The organism is Streptomyces sp. NPDC056734 (assembly GCF_042790455.1).
Lineage (GTDB): Bacteria > Actinomycetota > Actinomycetes > Streptomycetales > Streptomycetaceae > Streptomyces.
In genome coordinates this window covers 18,126-35,912 of record NZ_JBHTZD010000016.1, presented here as the reverse complement: position 1 = coordinate 35,912, position 17,787 = coordinate 18,126, and the positions used below count along the sequence as shown (strand labels likewise).

The 17,787-nt window shown below is 70.7% G+C and carries 18 protein-coding genes; 6 read left to right on the top strand and 12 right to left on the bottom strand.

Annotated elements, in window-relative coordinates; genetic code table 11:
- Nucleotides 1-215 precede the first annotated feature (215 nt).
- Together fahA and hppD are read right to left on the bottom strand one after the other, a co-directional pair.
- Nucleotides 216-1,415 (bottom strand): fumarylacetoacetase, encoded by a 1,200-nt coding sequence (gene fahA, locus ACFRFC_RS24090; protein WP_382692383.1) that lies wholly within the window; start codon nucleotides 1,413-1,415, stop codon nucleotides 216-218.
- A gap of 96 nt (nucleotides 1,416-1,511) precedes the next feature.
- On the bottom strand, nucleotides 1,512-2,717 hold the full coding sequence (gene hppD, locus ACFRFC_RS24085; RefSeq protein WP_382692384.1) for a 4-hydroxyphenylpyruvate dioxygenase: 1,206 nt from the start codon (nucleotides 2,715-2,717) through the stop codon (nucleotides 1,512-1,514).
- 361 nt (nucleotides 2,718-3,078) lie between these two features.
- On the opposite strand from hppD, the gene ACFRFC_RS24080 reads away from it, so the two are divergent.
- Both ACFRFC_RS24080 and ACFRFC_RS24075 read left to right on the top strand, forming a co-directional pair.
- Nucleotides 3,079-3,219 carry a hypothetical protein gene (locus ACFRFC_RS24080; protein WP_382692385.1) on the top strand — a complete coding sequence of 47 codons (141 nt, stop codon included), beginning with the start codon at nucleotides 3,079-3,081 and terminating at the stop codon, nucleotides 3,217-3,219.
- 123 nt (nucleotides 3,220-3,342) lie between these two features.
- A complete protein-coding gene (locus tag ACFRFC_RS24075; RefSeq protein WP_382692386.1) occupies nucleotides 3,343-4,416 on the top strand; it encodes a TauD/TfdA family dioxygenase in 1,074 nt (357 codons plus the stop codon).
- A 259-nt stretch (nucleotides 4,417-4,675) separates the two neighbouring features.
- Here ACFRFC_RS24075 and ACFRFC_RS24070 read toward each other — a convergent pair whose 3' ends face one another.
- Genes ACFRFC_RS24070 through ACFRFC_RS24055 form a run of 4 tightly spaced genes read right to left on the bottom strand, consistent with a single transcriptional unit; the run spans nucleotide 4,676 to nucleotide 8,941 of the window.
- Complete coding sequence (locus tag ACFRFC_RS24070; RefSeq protein ID WP_382692387.1) at nucleotides 4,676-5,839, bottom strand: hypothetical protein; 1,164 nt, start codon at nucleotides 5,837-5,839, stop codon at nucleotides 4,676-4,678.
- Entirely contained in the window at nucleotides 5,836-7,047 is a 1,212-nt protein-coding gene (locus tag ACFRFC_RS24065) for a Dabb family protein (protein ID WP_382692388.1), read from the bottom strand. The genes ACFRFC_RS24070 and ACFRFC_RS24065 overlap by 4 nt, the downstream gene beginning before the upstream one ends.
- Before the next feature lie 20 nt (nucleotides 7,048-7,067).
- Nucleotides 7,068-7,592, bottom strand: coding sequence for an aromatic-ring-hydroxylating dioxygenase subunit beta (locus ACFRFC_RS24060; RefSeq protein ID WP_382692389.1), 525 nt, complete (start codon nucleotides 7,590-7,592; stop codon nucleotides 7,068-7,070).
- Nucleotides 7,589-8,941, bottom strand: coding sequence for an SRPBCC family protein (locus tag ACFRFC_RS24055; protein ID WP_382692390.1), 1,353 nt, complete (start codon nucleotides 8,939-8,941; stop codon nucleotides 7,589-7,591). The genes ACFRFC_RS24060 and ACFRFC_RS24055 overlap by 4 nt, the downstream gene beginning before the upstream one ends.
- 205 nt (nucleotides 8,942-9,146) lie before the next feature.
- Here ACFRFC_RS24055 and fdxA point away from each other — a divergent pair, with 205 nt between their 5' ends.
- The 3 genes from fdxA (at nucleotide 9,147) to ACFRFC_RS24040 (ending at nucleotide 11,469) form a co-directional block, all read left to right on the top strand.
- Nucleotides 9,147-9,461 carry a ferredoxin gene (fdxA, locus tag ACFRFC_RS24050; protein WP_382692391.1) on the top strand — a complete coding sequence of 105 codons (315 nt, stop codon included), beginning with the start codon at nucleotides 9,147-9,149 and terminating at the stop codon, nucleotides 9,459-9,461.
- Complete coding sequence (locus tag ACFRFC_RS24045) at nucleotides 9,458-10,510, top strand: NAD(P)/FAD-dependent oxidoreductase (protein WP_382692392.1); 1,053 nt, start codon at nucleotides 9,458-9,460, stop codon at nucleotides 10,508-10,510. The genes fdxA and ACFRFC_RS24045 overlap by 4 nt, the downstream gene beginning before the upstream one ends.
- Nucleotides 10,511-10,665: 155 nt before the next feature.
- On the top strand, nucleotides 10,666-11,469 hold the full coding sequence (locus tag ACFRFC_RS24040) for an IclR family transcriptional regulator (RefSeq protein WP_382692393.1): 804 nt from the start codon (nucleotides 10,666-10,668) through the stop codon (nucleotides 11,467-11,469).
- A gap of 100 nt (nucleotides 11,470-11,569) precedes the next feature.
- On the opposite strand, the gene ACFRFC_RS24035 is transcribed toward ACFRFC_RS24040, so the two are convergent.
- The 6 genes from ACFRFC_RS24035 to ACFRFC_RS24010 form a co-directional block, all read right to left on the bottom strand.
- The gene (locus ACFRFC_RS24035) at nucleotides 11,570-11,926 is read right to left on the bottom strand and encodes a cupin domain-containing protein (protein WP_382692394.1); all 357 of its coding nucleotides are present in this window, start codon (nucleotides 11,924-11,926) and stop codon (nucleotides 11,570-11,572) included.
- Nucleotides 11,923-12,696 (bottom strand): aldolase/citrate lyase family protein, encoded by a 774-nt coding sequence (locus tag ACFRFC_RS24030; RefSeq protein WP_382692395.1) that lies wholly within the window; start codon nucleotides 12,694-12,696, stop codon nucleotides 11,923-11,925. Before ACFRFC_RS24030 ends, ACFRFC_RS24035 begins: the two co-directional genes overlap by 4 nt.
- Before the next feature lie 192 nt (nucleotides 12,697-12,888).
- Nucleotides 12,889-14,052, bottom strand: coding sequence for an amidohydrolase family protein (locus ACFRFC_RS24025; RefSeq protein ID WP_382692396.1), 1,164 nt, complete (start codon nucleotides 14,050-14,052; stop codon nucleotides 12,889-12,891).
- A gap of 26 nt (nucleotides 14,053-14,078) precedes the next feature.
- The gene (locus tag ACFRFC_RS24020; RefSeq protein ID WP_382692397.1) at nucleotides 14,079-14,930 is read right to left on the bottom strand and encodes a fumarylacetoacetate hydrolase family protein; all 852 of its coding nucleotides are present in this window, start codon (nucleotides 14,928-14,930) and stop codon (nucleotides 14,079-14,081) included.
- Nucleotides 14,931-15,167: 237 nt separating this feature from the next.
- Nucleotides 15,168-15,563 (bottom strand): nuclear transport factor 2 family protein, encoded by a 396-nt coding sequence (locus ACFRFC_RS24015; protein WP_382692398.1) that lies wholly within the window; start codon nucleotides 15,561-15,563, stop codon nucleotides 15,168-15,170.
- Nucleotides 15,548-16,000: a VOC family protein gene (locus tag ACFRFC_RS24010; RefSeq protein ID WP_382692399.1), complete on the bottom strand. Its 453-nt coding sequence runs from the start codon at nucleotides 15,998-16,000 to the stop codon at nucleotides 15,548-15,550. The genes ACFRFC_RS24015 and ACFRFC_RS24010 overlap by 16 nt, the downstream gene beginning before the upstream one ends.
- Nucleotides 16,001-16,188: 188 nt before the next feature.
- Here ACFRFC_RS24010 and ACFRFC_RS24005 point away from each other — a divergent pair, with 188 nt between their 5' ends.
- A complete protein-coding gene (locus ACFRFC_RS24005; RefSeq protein WP_382692400.1) occupies nucleotides 16,189-17,223 on the top strand; it encodes an aldo/keto reductase in 1,035 nt (344 codons plus the stop codon).
- The last annotated feature ends 564 nt before the right edge of the window (nucleotides 17,224-17,787 follow it).

Genomic DNA, 17,787 nt, shown 5'->3' with positions numbered 1-17,787 from the left:
CTCACCCAGCCGCCAAACGCACCGACTCGATACCGCCCCTCACCCCGCCCAAGCCGCCCGAGGGGTCACGCGCCCCACGCGAGATGGTCGCCTCGACACCGGCGCCCCGCGAAACTACGCACCCAACCATCCGGCAGCATCAGGGCCAGGCCGGTCCAGGGGTGGACGCAGGCTCGTGTGCCGAGGTGTCGGTCCCTGCAGAGAGACGCGGGCCCTCACCCCGTCGGCGGACGTGCCGGGTCGATGCGGCCCGTCACCTCGCCGAGGCCGATGCGGGCGCCCGATCGGCCCGGTGCCGTGCCGGAGATGGTGATCTCGTCGCCGTCCTCCAGGAAGCCGCGTACCGAGCCGTCCGGCAGGGTCAGGGGGCGGGTGCCGCCGTGGGTCAGTTCGATGAGGGAGCCCGCCTCGCTCGCCGCCGGGCCGCTGACCGTGCCGGAGGCGTAGAGGTCGCCGGGGCGGGTGGCGGCCCCGTTGACGGTCATGTGGGCGAGCATCTGGGCGCCGGACCAGTACATCGCGGCGAACGGCGGCGTGGAGATCTCCTGGCCGTTGAGCCGGACCGACAGCGCCAGGTCCAGCCCGTCCTTCCCGGCGTCCGCGAGATACGGCAGCGGCTCGGGGTCACGGACCGGCAGCCCGGTCCAGGCGGCCTCCAGCGCGTCCAGCGGGACGATCCACGGCGAGACGGACGTGGCGAACGACTTGCCGAGGAACGGTCCGAGCGGGACGTACTCCCATGCCTGGAGGTCGCGCGCCGACCAGTCGTTGACCAGGCAGACACCGAAGACATGGTCCCGGAAGTCACCCACGCCGATACGGCTGCCGATCGGTGAGCCCGTGCCGAGGACGAAACCGACCTCGGCCTCGATGTCCAGGCGCTGGGACGGGCCGAAGACGGGGCCCGCGCTCTCGGGGGGCCTGCGCTGGCCGCAGGGCCGGGTGACCGGCGTACCGGAGACGACCACCGTGCCGGACCTGCCGTGGTAACCGATCGGCAGATGCTTCCAGTTGGCCGGCAGCGGGTCGCTGCCCGGGCGGAAGAGCCGGCCCAGATTGCTCGCGTGGTGCTCACTGGCGTAGAAGTCGACGTAGTCGCCGACCTCGAACGGCAGCCGCAACGCGACCTCGTCCAGCCGGTACAGGGCGCCTTCGGCTCCCGCGCGGTGCCGTTCACCGGTGAGCACCCCGCGGATCCGCTCCCGCGCCGCCGACCAGGCACCCCGCCCCTGTGCCAGGAACGCGTTCAGCGTGGGCTCCGCGAAGACCGGGTCGGCCAGTACGTCGGCCAGGTCCAGCACCCGCTCCCCCACCCGCACCCCGACGCGGGGGTGACGGCCGGGCGGCGAGAACACCCCGTAGGGCAGATTGTCGATGCCGAACAAATCGTCGGCGGGCAGGTCCAGCCACGTCATGGTGGGTGACTTTCCAGGTCGAGGGAGAGAGGGAGGGAGAAAGTGGCGCCGGGGCCGGCCGGCGTGGGTGCCGGGGTGGCGCCCGGCGCCCGCCGGTCAGAAGTTGCCGCGCCGCGCCTGCTCGCGCTCGATCGCCTCGAACAGGGCCTGGAAGTTGCCCTTGCCGAAACCGAGCGAGCCATGACGCTCGATCAGCTCGAAGAACACGGTCGGGCGGTCGCCGAGCGGCTTGGTGAAGATCTGGAGCAGATAGCCGTCCTCGTCCCGGTCGACGAGGATGCCGCGCTTCTGCAACTCCTCGACGGGGACCCGCACTTCACCGATCCGGGCGCGCAGCTTCGGGTCCTCGTAGTACGAGTCGGGGGTGGCCAGGAACTCGATGCCCTCGGCGTGCAGCGCGTCGACGGAGGCGATGATGTCATTGGTGGCCAGTGCCAGGTGCTGGGCGCCGGGGCCCTGGTAGTACTCAAGGAACTCGTCGATCTGGGACTTCTTCTTGCCCAGCGCCGGCTCGTTCAGCGGGAACTTGACCCGGTGGTTGCCGTTGGCGACGACCTTGGACATCAGCGCCGAGTACTCGGTGGCGATGTCGTCGCCGATGAACTCCGCCATGTTGGTGAAGTTCATGACCCGGTTGTAGAAGTCGACCCACTCGTCCATCTTGCCCAGCTCGACATTGCCCACCACATGGTCGAGCGCCTGGAAGATGCGTCGCGGACTGCCCTCGCGCTTGACGAAGGACGAGGTGCGCACCACATAGCCAGGCAGGTAGGGGCCGTCGTAGCGGGAGCGGTCGATCAGGGTGTGCCGGGTCTCGCCGTAGGCCGCGAGGGAGGCGACCCGGACCGTGCCGTGCTCGTCGGTGATGTCGTACGGCTCCTCCAGGACGGTGGCGCCCTGGGCGCGGGCGTGGGTGACACACCGGTCCACGTCGGGCACCTCCAGGGCGATGTCGATGACCCCGTCGCCATGCCTGCGGTGGGCGTCCGCCAGCGGGCTCTTCGGGTCCACCGCGCCCTTGAAGACGAACCGGATGGCCCCGCTGCGCAGCACGTACGCCTTGTGGTCACGGTTTCCGGTCTCCGGGCCGGAGTAGGCGATCATCTCCATGCCGAACGCCGACTGGAAGAAGTGCGCGGTCTGGGTGGCGTTGCCGACCGTCCACACCACGGCGTCCCAGCCGGTCACCGGGAAGGGGTCGCTCTGCGCGTCGTACTCCACCAGTCCGACGAGCTGCTTGAGCTGGGGAAGGTCCAGCTCCGCCAGGCGCTCCTGGCTGGTGAGGATCTGGTCGATGCTCATGTGTCACCCCTTCTGTGGCTGCTGTGACCGCTACGGGAGGGTGCGGCACGTCCGCATCACGGCCCGTTCTGCCCCCAGCACAGCCGCTGACCGGGCCCTGTGCAAGAGTGACGACATCTGCTGGGCATCGTGCTCAATCTGCCCAGCGCAATCACCGAAGGCGTATACATCTTGTACAGCGGAGGCGGCCAGGTTCTGGAGTCCCGGCGCGGCGATCCCGTGCGGGCCACCTGGACGGCCGGTACCGCGAGCGCGCCTCTGACGCGCATACGTACTGCATTACAAGATGCTGTCTCGCCCATTGACGGGTGGTTCACCCGGCTCCTATCGTGGAGCAACTTCTTGAAAGGACGGGACCCGCATGAGGCCAGTCGCCCTGATCGGCGCCTTGCTCGTTTCGTGCGCCGGCCGCCGGACCTACGACGAACCGCTCCGCTACTCCCCGCCCCGGGAAGGGCTGCGCCCCGGCACGGCTGTCGGCGTCCCTCAGACACCCTTCTGAAGACACCCGTCTGAGCGCCCGCGTCGCCCCGCGCGACGCACACCGCCGCACCGAAGCCTTCGCCGTCCGCCGTGTTGCCGCCGGCAGGCCGTTCCATTCCCTTTTCGCGAGGAGTGCATCACCGTGACCACCACCGCCCCCCTTGAGCAGATCCCCGGGCCGTCCGCCTGGCGTGGCGACGACCTGGCGAGGTCGACCGACTGGATCTACGTCCTCAGTGACGCGGAGCGCGTCGAACTGGAGGACCTGGGCCGGCGCTTCGTCGCCGACGACCCCGACCTGCGCACCGTCACCGCAGCCGATTACCCGCTCGACGCCGCCCGTGCCCTCAACGACGAGTGCGCCCGCCAGATGGACGCGGGCCGGGGATTCATCCTGGTGCGCGGCCTGCGCACCGACGAGTACGGCCCCGCCGTGGCCGCGGCCATCTTCTTCGTCATGGGCCTGCACCTCGGCCGGCCGATCGGGCAGAACCAGCGCGGCGATCTGCTCGACCATGTGATCGCCACGTCCAACAAGACGATGGCCGACGACGGCGCGCTGCCCTCCCGGATACGGGACCGGCTGCCGTTCCACTCGGACAGCTCCGACGTCGTCGCCCTGATGTGCCTGCGCGGCGCCAAGGAGGGCGGGGCGTCCAGCCTGGTCAGCGGCACCACGATCTACAACGAGATGCTGCGCCGCCGCCCGGATCTCGCCCCGCGCCTCTTCGACACCTACCACTGGGACTGGCGGCGCCAGGACCCCGACTCCCCGGAGATGACGTACACCTCGCCGATCATCAGCTACGTCGACGGTGTCTTCAGCACCTACGCCGGTAACTCGATGATCTTCAGTGCCCAGGAGTATCCGGGTGTGCCCCCGCTGACGGCCGACCAGGCCGAGGCGATCGCCCTCTTCGACGAGATCTCGCAGGAAGCGGGGCTGCCGATCGACATGGACTTCCAGCCGGGGGATGTGCAGTGGCTGCTCAACTACGCCGCCCTGCACTCACGCACCAGCTACGTCGACCACCCGGAGCCGGAGCGCCGCCGGCATCTGCTGCGGCTGTGGCTCAAGCGGGACGTCGGCCGGCCGCTGGCCCCCAAGTTCGGCAAGCATGTCGTCGTCATGGGTGAGCCCGCCACTCCCCCGGTGCCCGGCGGCCGGTTCCGGATCGCCGACGCCGTCACCGTCAATGACGACTGGGGCGCGTGACGTCGTAGCTTCTCCGGGACCGCCGTAGCTCCTCCGGGACCGCCGTAGTACTTCCGGGACCGCCGTAGTACTTCCGGTACGGCCGTGGCGGCCCCCGGTACCACCGCAACCCCCGACCGCCGCAGCCAGGGCTCCATCCGGCTGCGGCGGTCGTCCGTCGGCTGTCGTGGCCGAGGTGTGCCGGGGGACCGGCCGGGGAGCACGCCGAGAGGGACGCCCCCTCAGGGACGTCCCTCTCGGCTCGGCTCGTCTCGGCGGACTACGCCGACAGCTCGGTCAGCAGCCTGCGGTAGATCCGCGCATACGCGGTCAGCTGTGCCACGGACAGCGCGTCGCGGCGGGGATCGCCGGTGGCGGGTCCGGCCTGGGGGCCGAGGCGTACGGTGTCGACGCCACGGGCGCGCAGGACGACGCCGTCGGTCGATCCGGTCCAGCCGGTGATCGGCGGCGGCTGTGCGCCGAACTCGTCGTGCCAGGCCGTCCGGGCCGCCTTCACCACCGGGGCGTCGGCCGGTGTCGCCGCGGCAGCCGCGACCGGCTCGGCCGTCACGTCGACCGTGCAGTCCCGCAGCTCCGACCCGGCGGCACGCGCGCGCAGCCGGTCGGCCAGCCCGGCCGCCAGTGCCGTGGGGTCCACCGGGTCACCGGCGACGACGTACAGATCGATGCGCAGCCGGGCCGGGAGCAGGTCGGGCTTGTCGGGCCAGCCGCCGCTGATCGCGCCGATGCCGCAGGCCCGGCCGGTCTGTCCGGTCCGGGGGTCGGCGGCCAGGTAGGCGGTGCGCCAGCGGGCCAGCTCGTCCAGGACCACGCCGGACGAGGCGATGACTCCGCCGGGCGGGGTGGCCGAATCGGGCGCCATCGCGGCACCGGAGCGGCCGGTCAGCCGGACGGTCAGATAGAGCGCGCCCGGCTCGTGCCACAGCAGGGTGGGCGGGCCGCACTTGGCCACGATCGCCGACCCGGGCAGCGGGAATGCCTCCGCGTACGCCTCCAGGCCGGTGATCCGGCCGCCGCGTCGATGGGTGCCGGAGCCGGCCAGCAGCAGCCGTCCGGTGCCCGCCCCGGCGAAGGCGACCAGCGCGGCGGCGGCCGGGCCTCGTGCCACCCCGAGGCCGAAGCCGGACACCGTGTCGTCCTCCACATCGAGTGGGGCGACCGGCGCGGAACTGCCCGTGACCAGGGAGTTCGCGGTGCCGTCGTGGTCCAGTGAGGTGTCGAGGTGGGAGTAGAGCAGGGGTCCGGCCCCGTGGTCGGCGATGAGGCTGCCGCCCTCGGGGCCGTGCTCCAGCACCTGCCAGTCGATGTGCGGCCACCGGTCGGCGCACCAGGCGCGCAACCGGTGGGCCGCCATCCGCTCGCCCCCGCGTGGCGCGGGCACCGTGTCGAGCAGATGCAGGGTGTCGAGCAGGTGCTGCCTCAAAAACGTCCCCAGTCGTCGGCGGCCGGGCGCCACACGTCGATGTTGCGCGGGTCGGCCGGCATCCTGCGGGGCCGGTGCGTCTCGTGCTCCTCCGGGGTGAAGACCCGGTGCGCGTCGCACAGCTCGTACCGGGGGCCGAAGCGGGTGTCGTGCATGTAGAACGCGATCGAGGTCGACGCCGAGTGGTTGACGATGTCGGAGGCGATCGGGGCGCCCTTGTACAGGGCGCGGGCGCGCATCCGCATGACATGGTCGAGGCTCTTCATCGCGAAGCACAGGTGCGCGACGTAGTGCTCGGTGTTCTTCTGGATGGCGAGGCTGTGGTGGTAGCGGTCCTCGCAGCGGTAGAAGGTGGTCGAGCCGACGACATGGTCCGAGGGCAGAAAGCGCAGGACGTTCTGGTAGAAGTCCCTGGTCTCCTCGAACTTGTCGGTGGCGATGAAGGGATGCACCAGGTCGAGCGGCCGGATCTCGATGTGCGGCGGCTCGGCGTACTCCTGGAACTCGGTGAACAGCTCGATGATCAGGCCGTTCGGGTCCTTCACCGCGAAGCCGTCGTCGCACAGGGCCTGCTGGCGCTCCTGGAGTTCCAGGATGTCCAGGCCCGCGTCGGCGACGCTCTTGCGGAGCTGTTCGAGAACCTCGGGGCTCTCGACGCTGTAGCCCACCGCGGTGGTCCAGCCGTCGGTGCGCCCGGGGGCGTTGATCAGCTCGATGGCGTGGTGCTCGATGTCGGCGCGCAGATAGGCGTAGTCGTCCGTGCGCTGCTCCAGCTGGAGCCCGACGTGGTATTCGAGGAAGTCGATCGTGGCCTGCATGTCGGGGACCTCGATGCGGGCGTACTCCATGCCGTACGGGCCGTGCGGGCGTGTGCTCACCGGCGCTGTCCTTCCTGCGGCGAGCGACGGGCGCTCGGTGTACTCGAACGAGGTGATGGCCTGTTGGCCGATGACCGGCCGCCAGCGGGTGTGCACGAAATGTTCGTGGGAGTCGCTGCCGAGGTAGGCGAGCAGGTCGTCCCGCGTGTCGAAGTCGACGGCCATCGTGTGGGTGAAGGTCCGGTCGCGGGTGCTGATGTTCTCGCCGAGGACGAAGCCGCGCATGGCCGGATACCGGCTGGGGAAGCTGCGCAGCTCCGCCAGCACGGACTCCCGCGTGGCCGGGTCGGTTCCGTCGGCGAAACGGAAGGAAAGGGTGTGCCTGATCATGGGGTCGCCTTCCGTGCCGGTCAGAGGATGAAGCTGAGCCGGGCACCGGCGGCGAGCGACTCATGGCCGAGGACCGAGCGGCGCAGCCGGAACCGGAATCCGTCCTCGGAGGGCACCAGCACATGCTCGTACCAGCCGACGTAGGCGTCGAAGTGTCCGTCGCGGGCGCGGTGCACCACGAAGGACGCGGTGGCCCGGAAGGAGTCCTCGTCGACCGGGAAGAGCCGGACGTTGGACACCAGCCGGTGGGTGCGCGAGTGCGGGTTCTCGGCGTGGGCCTTGCGGGACTTCAGACGCTTGACGCGGGCGAGCAGCAGGTCCCAGTCGTCGTCGACGAACGATCCGGTCTCGTGCGGCGACCAGCCGGGGCGGTGGTCGGTGGTGGGGATCTCGTAGCGGGCGCCGGGCTCGAACAGGGCGAGCCAGGCGTCGTAGTTCCAGTGGTCGAGGATGTCGGCCTCGTCGTAGAGGAAGTCCTCCACCTCCGGCCGGCCGATGGTGCGCCCCGCGCAGTGCACGGAGCCCCGGTTGACGGTGGCGGTCATCGTACGTCCCTCCCGCTCAGGAAGGACGCCGGGCGCTCGCCGCTGACGTCGAGGCCGCCCTCGATGCCGACGGTGTCCACCCAGTGCCGCCAGAAGCCGCGCATGGCGCCCTCGTCGGTCGACCTGCCCTGGACGCCCTTGACCTCGTCGGCCATGCCGCGGGACATGTCGCTGTAGTCCAGCTCGGGCGGGGTCGTGCCGGCGGTGGCCTGGATGCCGCGCTGGACCGCCTCGTACGCCTCGATGTCGTCGGGGGTGGCGAGGCCGCCGGGGCCGACGAAGCTGACGACCGTCTTCATGCGCAGCGCGCGGGTTTCCGCGTCCTCCTCGCGGGGGACCAGCTGCCAGGCGCGCACATCGGTCTGGTCGGGGGCCACCGGTTCCAGTTGCCGGATCGAAAGGCCCTCGATGTCGAACAGCAGGAGGTTCGGGAAGACGAACAGGATGTGGCTCTCGTCGGCCACGTGGTGGGCCCGCCGCTCGCCCAGCCGCTCGGTCATCTCGGCGCGGTGGCGCTCGGTGCGGATCCGCTCGTCCTCGCCGAAGCGCGGCTCCCAGATCATGCTGATGCGTCCGCCGTGGCCGGTCAGGACCAGCAGCCCGTGGCCGTTGCCGAGGTTGTAGGCGTACTGGTTGTCGTCGGTGACGGCGTAGCCGCTCTCACGCAGGTAGCCCACGAAGGTGTTGTGGGTGGGCGCGAAGTGGTATCCGTCCATGGCGTTCTCGACGGCGAGTTTCCAGTTGCCGCGCACGCTGTAGAGCTGGGTGCCGGGCAGGGTGGTCATACCGCCGGTGTGCTGCTGCTGGATCATGGTCATGTAGTCGGCCGCGTCGCCGAGGTGGTCGAGCAGCGGCGGGACGTCCGGGTCGAAGGAGACGAAGACGAATCCCTCGTGGGTCTCCAGCCGTGGCACCGTGCGCAGGGACATCGACTCACGGAACGCGTCGGTCGACTCGTAGGCGTCGGCGTCCGGGATGGCGGCGACCTCACCGTTGTTGCGGAAGGTCCAGGCGTGGTAGAAGCACTGGAAGAGCCTGGTCGACCCTTCGTTCTCACGGCACAGCACGGTGCCGCGGTGCGGACAGGAGTTCAGGAAGGCGTGCAGTTCGCCTGCGCTGTCCCGGCAGAAGATCAGCGGCCGGCCGCCGAGCGTGCGGACCTTGAAGTCATTGGGCTGGGGGATCTCGGTCTCGTGCCCTAGATAGAGCCAGGTGTGCTGCCACACCCAGCCGCGTTCCCGGGCGAAGACCTCCGCGCTGCGGTAGGCCTCGCGGTTGACCCGGAAGGTGAGCCGGTCCCAGTCCTCGACGACCATCGGTGCTGGGACGGTCCGGGGGTTGCTTCCCATGGGGAGTTTGCCTCTCACAAGTCCCGACCCGAGCAGCGTCCCGTGAGACGCCGTCTCGTATGTCGCAGTAGCGTCTCCCAGCGGACCAGACGGTGTCAAGCATCGGTCACACGGTTGACACCCCCTTCCTGTGCAGCCATCATCCAATTCCACATTGAAATACACCGTCTCGCATTCTGTGCGACCGTGTGAAGGGCTCAAGCTCGTGCCATACGTCATCACTGATGCCTGCGTCGACGTCATGGACAAGTCGTGCATGGAGGAATGCCCGGCCGACTGCATCTACGAGGGCGACCGGATGCTCTACATCCAGCCGGACGAATGCGTCGAGTGCGGACGCTGCGAACCGGTCTGCCCCCAGATCTCGATCTTCCATCACGAGGATCTTCCGGACGCCAGCAAGCGGTTCGAGCGCATCAACGCCGAATTCTTCACCCTCGGCATCGAACCGCTGGGATCGCCCGGCGGGGCGCGCAAGGTCGGCAAGGCCGGCCACGACCACCCGGAGGTGGGCGCGTGACCAGCCCCGCCGACGGCTCCACGACCGGTCCCGCCGACGGTCCCACGACCGGTCACGCCGCCGGTCCCACGCCCCCCGGCACCGAGGTGTCCGTCGATCTGCTGGTCATCGGCGCCGGTCCGACCGGGCTGTACGGCGCCTACTACGCGGGCTTTCGCGGCATGAGTGTCGCGATCGCCGACGCGCTGCCCGAGGCGGGCGGCCAGATCGCCGCGCTGTACCCGGAGAAACTGATCTACGACGTGGCCGGGTTCCCGGCCGTGCGCGGCCAGGACCTGGTGGACCGGCTGACCGAGCAGGCGGGGCGCTGGAATCCCACCTATCTGCTCGGGCACGGGGTCACCGAGCTGGCCGACACGGACGGGGGCGTCGTGGCCACCACGGACGCCGGCGCCCGGATCACCGCGGGCGCGGTCCTCGTCTGCGGCGGGATCGGCAACTTCGTCCCGCGCGAACTGCCGGTCGGCTCGGAGTATCTGGGCCGCGGGCTGCGCTACTTCGTGCCCCGGCTGGACGAACTGGCCGGACAGGACGTCGTGGTGGTCGGCGGCGGTGACTCGGCGCTGGACTGGGCGCTGTCACTGGAGCCGATCGCCTCCTCCGTCACCCTGGTGCACCGGCGGACCCGGTTCCGGGCCCATGAACGGTCCGTGGAACAGGTGCACGCGTCCTCCGTGCGGGTGCTCACCCCCTGTGAGGTCGAGAAGATCCACGGCGCCGAGTCCGTGACGGAGGTCGTGGTCACGCACGCCGACGGCGACCGGACCCACCTGCCCGCCCAGGCGGTGGTGGCGGCGCTCGGCTTCATCGCGGACCTCGGCCCGATCGAGCGGTGGGGACTGGACCTGCGCCGCCGGCACATCCTCGTCGACCGCACCATGCGTACCAACCGGGAGCGGGTGTTCGCGGCCGGTGACATCTCCGACCACGACGGCAAGGTCAGTCTCATCTCGATCGGCTTCGGCGAGGCGGCCCTGGCCGTCAATCACATCGCCGCCCTGCTGGACCCGGCCCGCTCGATCACACCGGGGCACTCCTCCGATGCCTGAGGCAGCCGCGAAGGGCCGGCGCCCCGGCCCTTCGGTGACAACGGCCACGCATCTTTGCACGCGCCGTTACACTCCCCCTCGCCACTACTCTAATTCGATACGGCATTTCATTTAATGCCATATGACCGGTCACATACGGTTGGGAGCGATAGATCATGCCCACGAAGGCGCAGCGCGGCACCGGGGAACAGGACGGCCCGGACAGGACCGCGCCGACCATCCAGACGGTGCAGCGTGCGGCGCTGATCCTCGGTTCGTTCACGGTCGGCAAACCGCACATGAGCCTCAACGAGATCACCGCGCGTCTCGGGGCCAGCAAGGCGACCGCGCACCGCTACACCAAGGCGCTGCGGGCGGCCAACCTGCTGCGGTACGACGAGCGCACCTCGCTGTACTCGCTGGGCCCGCAGGTGCTCACGCTCGCGGCGGCGGCGCGGGCCGGCCTGCCGATCGTCGCCGCGGCCGAGCCGTACATGGAGGAGCTGGTCCGGCGCATCGACGAGACGATCGTGCTGTCGGTCTGGGACGGTGAGTCGGCGACCGTGGTGCGCTCGGTGGACAACACCGCCCACATGGTGCGCATCAGTGTCCGGGTCGGCTCGCGTCTGCATCTGACGACCTCGGCACAGGGCCGCGTCTTCCTCGCGTTCCTGGCCCCGGAGCAGGTGCCGTCGCTGCCGCGCACGGCCCGTAGGTCGCCCGAACTCATCGAGGAGCTGGAGGCGATCCGGAAGTACGGTCTGTCGGTCAACTCCCCCACCGTCAACGGGGTCCGCACCATCGCGGCGCCGATCTTCGAGGGGGACAAGATCAGCGGGACGCTCGCGATCGTCGGTACGACGGCGACCGTCTCGGACGACGTCGGCTCGGCGATGGCCCAGCAACTGCTGGAGACATCGCGCGCGTTGTCGCAGCGGCTGGGCACCACCGAGGACACCCCCAACGGCAACGGCGGCTGATCCGGCCGTCAGCTGATCGTCAGAGCAAACGAGGGATGGCCCACCGCGCAGGCGGTGGGCCATCTTTCGTGATGCGCGGGTCGGGCTCGCGTCCCGTGCCTCAGGGCAGCAGGTCGGCCCGCGGCGGCACGAAGAAGTCGATGTTCACACAGGGGGCCTCGGTCGGCTCCACGTAGTGCTCACTGCCGCGGGGAACCAGCAGGAACGATCCGGCGCGCATGTCGTGCGCCACGCCGTCGACGTAGTAGTTGGCCCGTCCCTCGGCGATGTGGACCAGCTGGTCGAAGTCCTCGTGCCGGTGCGGGTTGAGGGTCATGCCGACCTCCAGCTCGTGGTGACAGATCATCACCTCGTCCGTGGCGTAGACGCGTCGGCGCACTCCGGGGCGCACCTGGGTCACGGGCAGTTCGTCCCAGTTGACGACGGTGTGGAACAGCGCGGCGTTGCGGGTGCTCACTGGTTCTCCTCTCCGGCGACCGCGCGCAGGCCGGCCGCCAACAACTGAAGGTCCGAGCCGACGACCAGATAGTCGGCGGCGCCCAGGCCCAGCTCACCGGCGACGCCCCGGTGCGGTGCCCAGCCGCCGAACGCCACGGCGGCGCGGCGGGCGGCGCCGGCCACCCGGTCCACCGCCGCGCGCAGTACCGCCGGGTCGGCGGGCAGGCCCAGGTCGACGGCGAGGTCGGTGCTGCCGACGAAGCACACGTCGAGCGGGGCGAGCAGGGCGGGCAGCGGGTCCGTGCGTGCCGTCTCGATCTGGCCGACCAGCACGGGCGGGTCGGCCAGTTCGGCGCTCAGGAAACCGGTGAGCGGGACCGCGCCGAACCGGGCGGCCCGGTTGGCCAGACTCACCGACCGGCGGCCGGCCGGCGCGAACCGGGTGGCCGCCACCAGCGCGTCGGTCTGGGCGACCCGGGTGAGCATGGACAGCTGGATGCCCGCCGCCCCGGCCTCCAGCAGCCGGTTGACGGCGGCGGCGTCCACCTCCGGTACGCGGACCAGCGCGGGCAGCCCGCACACGGCCGCGTGCCGCACCAGGCCGACGGCGTCCTGCTCGGTCAGGGTGGAGTGTTCGAGGTCGACGACCACGAAGGCGCACCCGGCCGCCTGGGCCAGTTCCACCACGTCGGGCGACGCGAGCTTGACGAACGTACCGACGGCGGGGCCCGGATCGCTCAGGGCCGCGCGCAGTCGGCGCCGCAGGGGATGGACGTCACCGGCGGTCATCGGACCTCTCAGGGATGTACGGATACGAGGATGTACGGATCTGCGGGATGTGCGGCCTGGGGATCCGCGGCCTGCGGGATCCATGGCCTGGGGATCCGTGGCCTGGGGGATCCGTGGCCTCTGGATCCGTGGCCTGCGGGATGTACGGACCCGTCAGGCCAGGTGCGGATCATGGGGCCATGGGTGGATCCGTCAGGCCGGCTTCAGGCCGCGCCACGGCACGATGTCGACCTCGGCGCCGGCGTGCAGCACCACGGTCGGCTCCAGGCGGGGCGCGACGATCGAGTTGCCGGCGGCGTCGGGCAGGACGACCTCGTCGGTCTCGGTGACGACCGTGATGTCGGCCCGGCCGCCCACCTCAAGGCGTCCGTAGCCCTCGGTGTCGAGCCCGAGCAGCCGGGCCGGGGCGACCGTCGCCCGCCGTACGCACTCCTCCAGGTCCGCGCCCAGCGCGACCAGCTTGGAGATGCTGGTGAGCAGGTCGAACACCGGGCCGCGCCAGTTGCGGGCACTGGTGTCGGAGCTGAGGATGTCGGGCAGGAAGCCGTCGGCGATGGCCCGGCGGGCCACCTCGAAGCTGAGGTTGCTCTTGCCGTGCGCGGAGTCGAACAGCACCCCGCGCTCGCGTGCCGCGGTGACGGCGGGCTGCACCCGGTCGCCGTCGAGGATGCCGTGCGGCTTGCCCGTGTAGCAGTGCGCGACGATGTCGCCGGGGCGCAGGTAGTCCAGGACGACGGGCAGCGGCTCCGAGGTCTCGCCGATGTGCAGCATCAGCGGGAGACCGGCCTGTTCGGCGAGGTCCACGGACTTCTTGAGCAGTGACTCCCAGTTCTCGCCGACGACGTCCTCGGACAGCCGGATCTTGAAGCCGCGCACGATGTCGGGGTGGGCCTCGGCGGTGGCGAGGGCGTCCTCGGGGACCAGGGTGTCGGGGTTGAGCAGTTCGCCGAACCGGAAATCGATCAGGCCGAGCACCGAGACATTCAGGAAGTTGACGATGCGCAGCGGGTTGGCCTCGACGACCAGTTTGCGGAACGCGGCGAATGTGGAGGCGCCGGCCGTGCCGGCGTCCGCCGCCGCGACCACGCCGCGGCGCAGATGCGCCTCCTCGGCGGGGGCTCCGACGGCGGAGACGTACTGGAAGATATGCGTGTGGCCCTCGACCAGGCCCGGCAGCACGGTGGAGCCGGTGGTGTCGATGGTGCGGACCGCGTTCGCCGCCAGGCCCTCGCCGATGGCGGCTATGCGGTCACCGTTGACGGCGACGTCGAGCCGGGCGTTGGTGCCCGAGGCGGGGTCGATGACAGTGCCGCCGGCCAGGACGAGGTCATAGGACGGAGCGGGGGAGATGGACATCGATGTGGGCTCCTGGGTGAGGACGGTCAGCTGACGGGTTCGGTCAGCCGGTGGTCGCGCGGTGCGGTCCCGGCAGGACGCGCGATGCGGGTGACAAGGGGCAGTACGCCGTCCACCTCGACGCGTATCTCGTCGCCGTCGGCGAGGAAGCACGCGCGGTCCTGGCCGGTGCCGGCCGGGGTTCCGGTGAGGACGACATCGCCGGGTTCGAGAGCGGTGAACCACGACAGTCTGCTGAGCAGTTCGGGGAGCTGGAAGATCATGCCGGCGCTGGTGTCGTCCTGCCGGAGTTCGCCGTTGACCCGGGTCCGGACGCGGATCGCGTCGCGGTCGGGCAGCTCCTCGGGGGTGCAGAGCGACGCGCCGAGCGGGGTGAAGCCGGGGTAGCTCTTGGCGAGCGCGGGGATGCCTGTGGTGCGCATGACATCGCGGGCGGTCATGTCGTTGGCCGCGGTGATCGCGGCCGTCGCGGGCCAGACCTCGGACTCGGCCGCCCGGTACAGGCGGCGACCGACGACGACCGCGATCTCGCCCTCGTAGTCGGGTTCGGCCACGGCTCCCGGGATCACCACCTGGGCGCCGGGGGCGGGGTCCGCGTAGGAGGCGGCCAGATAGAGGATCGGGTGCTCGGGCAGTCCCCGGCCGGTCCGGGTCGCCTTGGACACGTAGTTGAGTCCGACCCCCCACACCGCGCGGGGGCGGCCCAGCGGTGCCTTGAGCACGGCCTCGTCGATCGGGATCCGCCGGCGGACCGCGCAGGAGGTCAGGCACGTCAGTGAGCCCTCCTGTTCGAGGACCGCGCCGAGGTCGGGAAAAGCAGTGTCCAGAAGGGCTACGGCCCCGTCCTCGATCCGGCCCAGGCCGGCCTCAGTCGTCACTACTCGCATGCTGAGCATCTTTTAATGCGAGACGGCATCATGTCAAGCGATACGCAAAGGGGGTCTGGAGACACACCTGCACCCCGTACGCCAGGTAGGCGTACGGGGTGCAGGAAAGGCTTGTTCGCAGTGGTCGAGGGGGGTGAGCGGGGTCGGCGTGTCAGCTGCCACGGGGTGGGTGGTCCAGCGGCCCCGGCCTGCCTCGGGTGTCAGGGGAGGGGCGGCGGCAGCCCGCCGTCACGCGAGCTGCCGCCGGACCTCGCCGCTGTCCCAGTAGTCCGTGCGGCGGGTGATGAGACCGGCGGTGACGGTGAACACGAAGACCCCGCGGACCCGTACCGGGCGGTCGCCCGCCGAGCGCATCCGGAAGGTCATGACATAGGGCACCGCCGCTGACTCGCCGTCGACCAGGACCCGTTCGGGCGTGTAGCGCAGGTCGGCGAAGTCCGCCAGGAAACCGGTGAGCGCCGCGCGGTACTCGGCGCGGCCCCGGCGGTCCTGTCCCATCGACGATGTGTGTTCGTTGACGAAGTCCTCGGCGACGCAGGCCGCCACGGCGTCGGCGTCGTGCGCGTTCAGGGCCGCCAGATAGGTCTCGACGGCCGCGCGGGTGTCTCTCAGAGCGAGCCCCACTTCTGCCGGACCGTGTCGAAGACCCGCTGGTCGTGGGAGATCTCGACGACATTGCCGTCGGGGTCCTTCAGGGCGCAGATGTAGCCGACGGGGTCGGGCATCTGGCGGGGCTCCCAGTGCAGGCAGCCCAGCTCGCGGGCGCGGTCCGCCAGCGCGTCCACGTCCTCGCGGGTCGGCACCTCGACGCCGATGTGCGCGAACGGGTGCAGCAGACCCAGCTGACCGCCCTTGTCCTTGTTGAACGACACCAGAACGAGCACGAACGGCGTCTCGGCCTGCTGGTCGTTGGAGAGCCAGACGCTCTCGCCGTCCGCGTCCTGGAACCGCTCGACCACGACCAGCGGCGTCAGCGAGGTATAGAACGCGATCGCCTTGTCGAGGTCGCCGGTGGGCAGCGCGACATGCGTCCAGCGGGCCGTGGTGAGACCGGTGGTCACGGAACCTCCATCATGAGTGGTGCGGCTTTCCCCACGAGCGTACGCACGCACACCCCCGCAGGTCGATGTGCTGCGGACACAACGCGTACGCGAAGAACGCTGACCCCGCGCGACATCGGTTCCGGGACCCCGCTGTGGGAGCCTGCGCTGGAGAGTGAGCGGTGTCGGCGCGAGAGGCTGGGGCGAACATGCACTACCGGATTCTGGGTGGGACAGGCATCGAGGTGAGCCAGCTCTGCCTGGGCTCGATGATGTTCGGGGCCTGGGGCAACACCGACGAGGCCGAGTGCCACCGCATGGTGACGACGGCGCTGGACGCCGGGGTCAACTTCGTGGACACCGCCGATGTGTACGCCTTCGGCGAGTCGGAGGAGATCCTCGGCAGGGCGCTGAAGGGACGGCGCGACGACGTCGTACTGGTGTCGAAGTTCCACAACGAGATGCCGGGCCGGCCGCTGGACCGCAACCGGCGGGGCAACTCACGGCTGTGGATCACGCGGGCCGTGGAGGACAGTCTGCGCCGGCTGGGCACGGACTATCTGGACGTGTACCTCGTCCACCGCCCCGATCCCCGCACCGACATCGAGGAGACCCTCGGAGCGCTCGGAGATCTGGTGCGGGCGGGCAAGATCCGGGCGATCGGCACCTCCAGCTTCCCGGCCGAGGAGATCGTGGAGGCGCAGTGGGCGGCGCGGCGCATCGGCCGTGAGCGGTTCACCGTGGAGCAGTTGTCGTACTCGATCCTGGCCCGGCACGCGGAGGCCGCCGCCCTGCCGACCGCGCAGCGGCACCGGATGGGTGTCATGGTCTGGAGCCCGCTCAATGGCGGCTGGCTGACCGGCAAGTACCGGGCCGGGTCCGAGCCGTCGGGGGACTCGCGCGCGCGGACCAACGGCGATCACTTCGACTACGCCGACGCGGGGATCCGGGAGCGGAAGCTGGCGGTGGTCGAGGAACTGGTGCGGCTCGCCGAGGACGAGGGCTGCACGCTGGTCGAGCTGGCCCTCAGGTTCGTGCTGGCCCATCCGGGGGTCACCTCGGCGCTCATGGGCCCGCGCACCCATGACCAGCTGGTCTCGCAGCTCAGCGCGGTGGACCGGCCGCTGTCGACGGACGCGCTGGACCGCATCGACGCGCTGGTGGCGCCGGGCAGCGTGCTCAACCCCGCTGACGTCGGCCACGTACCGCCCGCGCTGGGGACGGCGGCCCTGCGCCGCCGCTGAGGCAATCCACTAACGCCGGTGACGCCGGTGACGCCGGTGACGCCGGTGACGCATCGTGGCGCGGGCCCCGGAGCACGCCGAAGGGCGGGCCCGGGGCCCGCCCTTCGGCACAGTCGTCACTGCTGTCAGGTGGATCTGCCGGGTGGCTGCCACGGCCGATCGCCTCGGCAAGCCGCCGCGGTCAGGCCGACTGCGGTCGGGCCACCCCCGCGAGGGCGGCTCGCGGCGGAGTCACGCCCGGGTCGGGGCGGTCCGGGTGAAGTCACCCCCAGCGGACCAGCCCCGGTCAGGCCGCCCCACGAGAACGACCCACCGCGAACCACGCCCGGGTCGGGGCAGCCCGGGTGAAGTCACCCCCGACAGACCAACCCCGGTCAGGCCGCCCCACAAGGACGACCCACCGCGAACCACGCCCAAGTCAGGGCGCCCCACTCGAAGCCACCCCCAGCGGACCAACCGCACTCGGGCCGCCCCGCACGGACGACCTACCGCGAAACCACGCCCGGATCGGGGCAGCCCGGGTGAAGTCACCCCCGACAGACCAACCCCGGTCAGGCCGCCCCA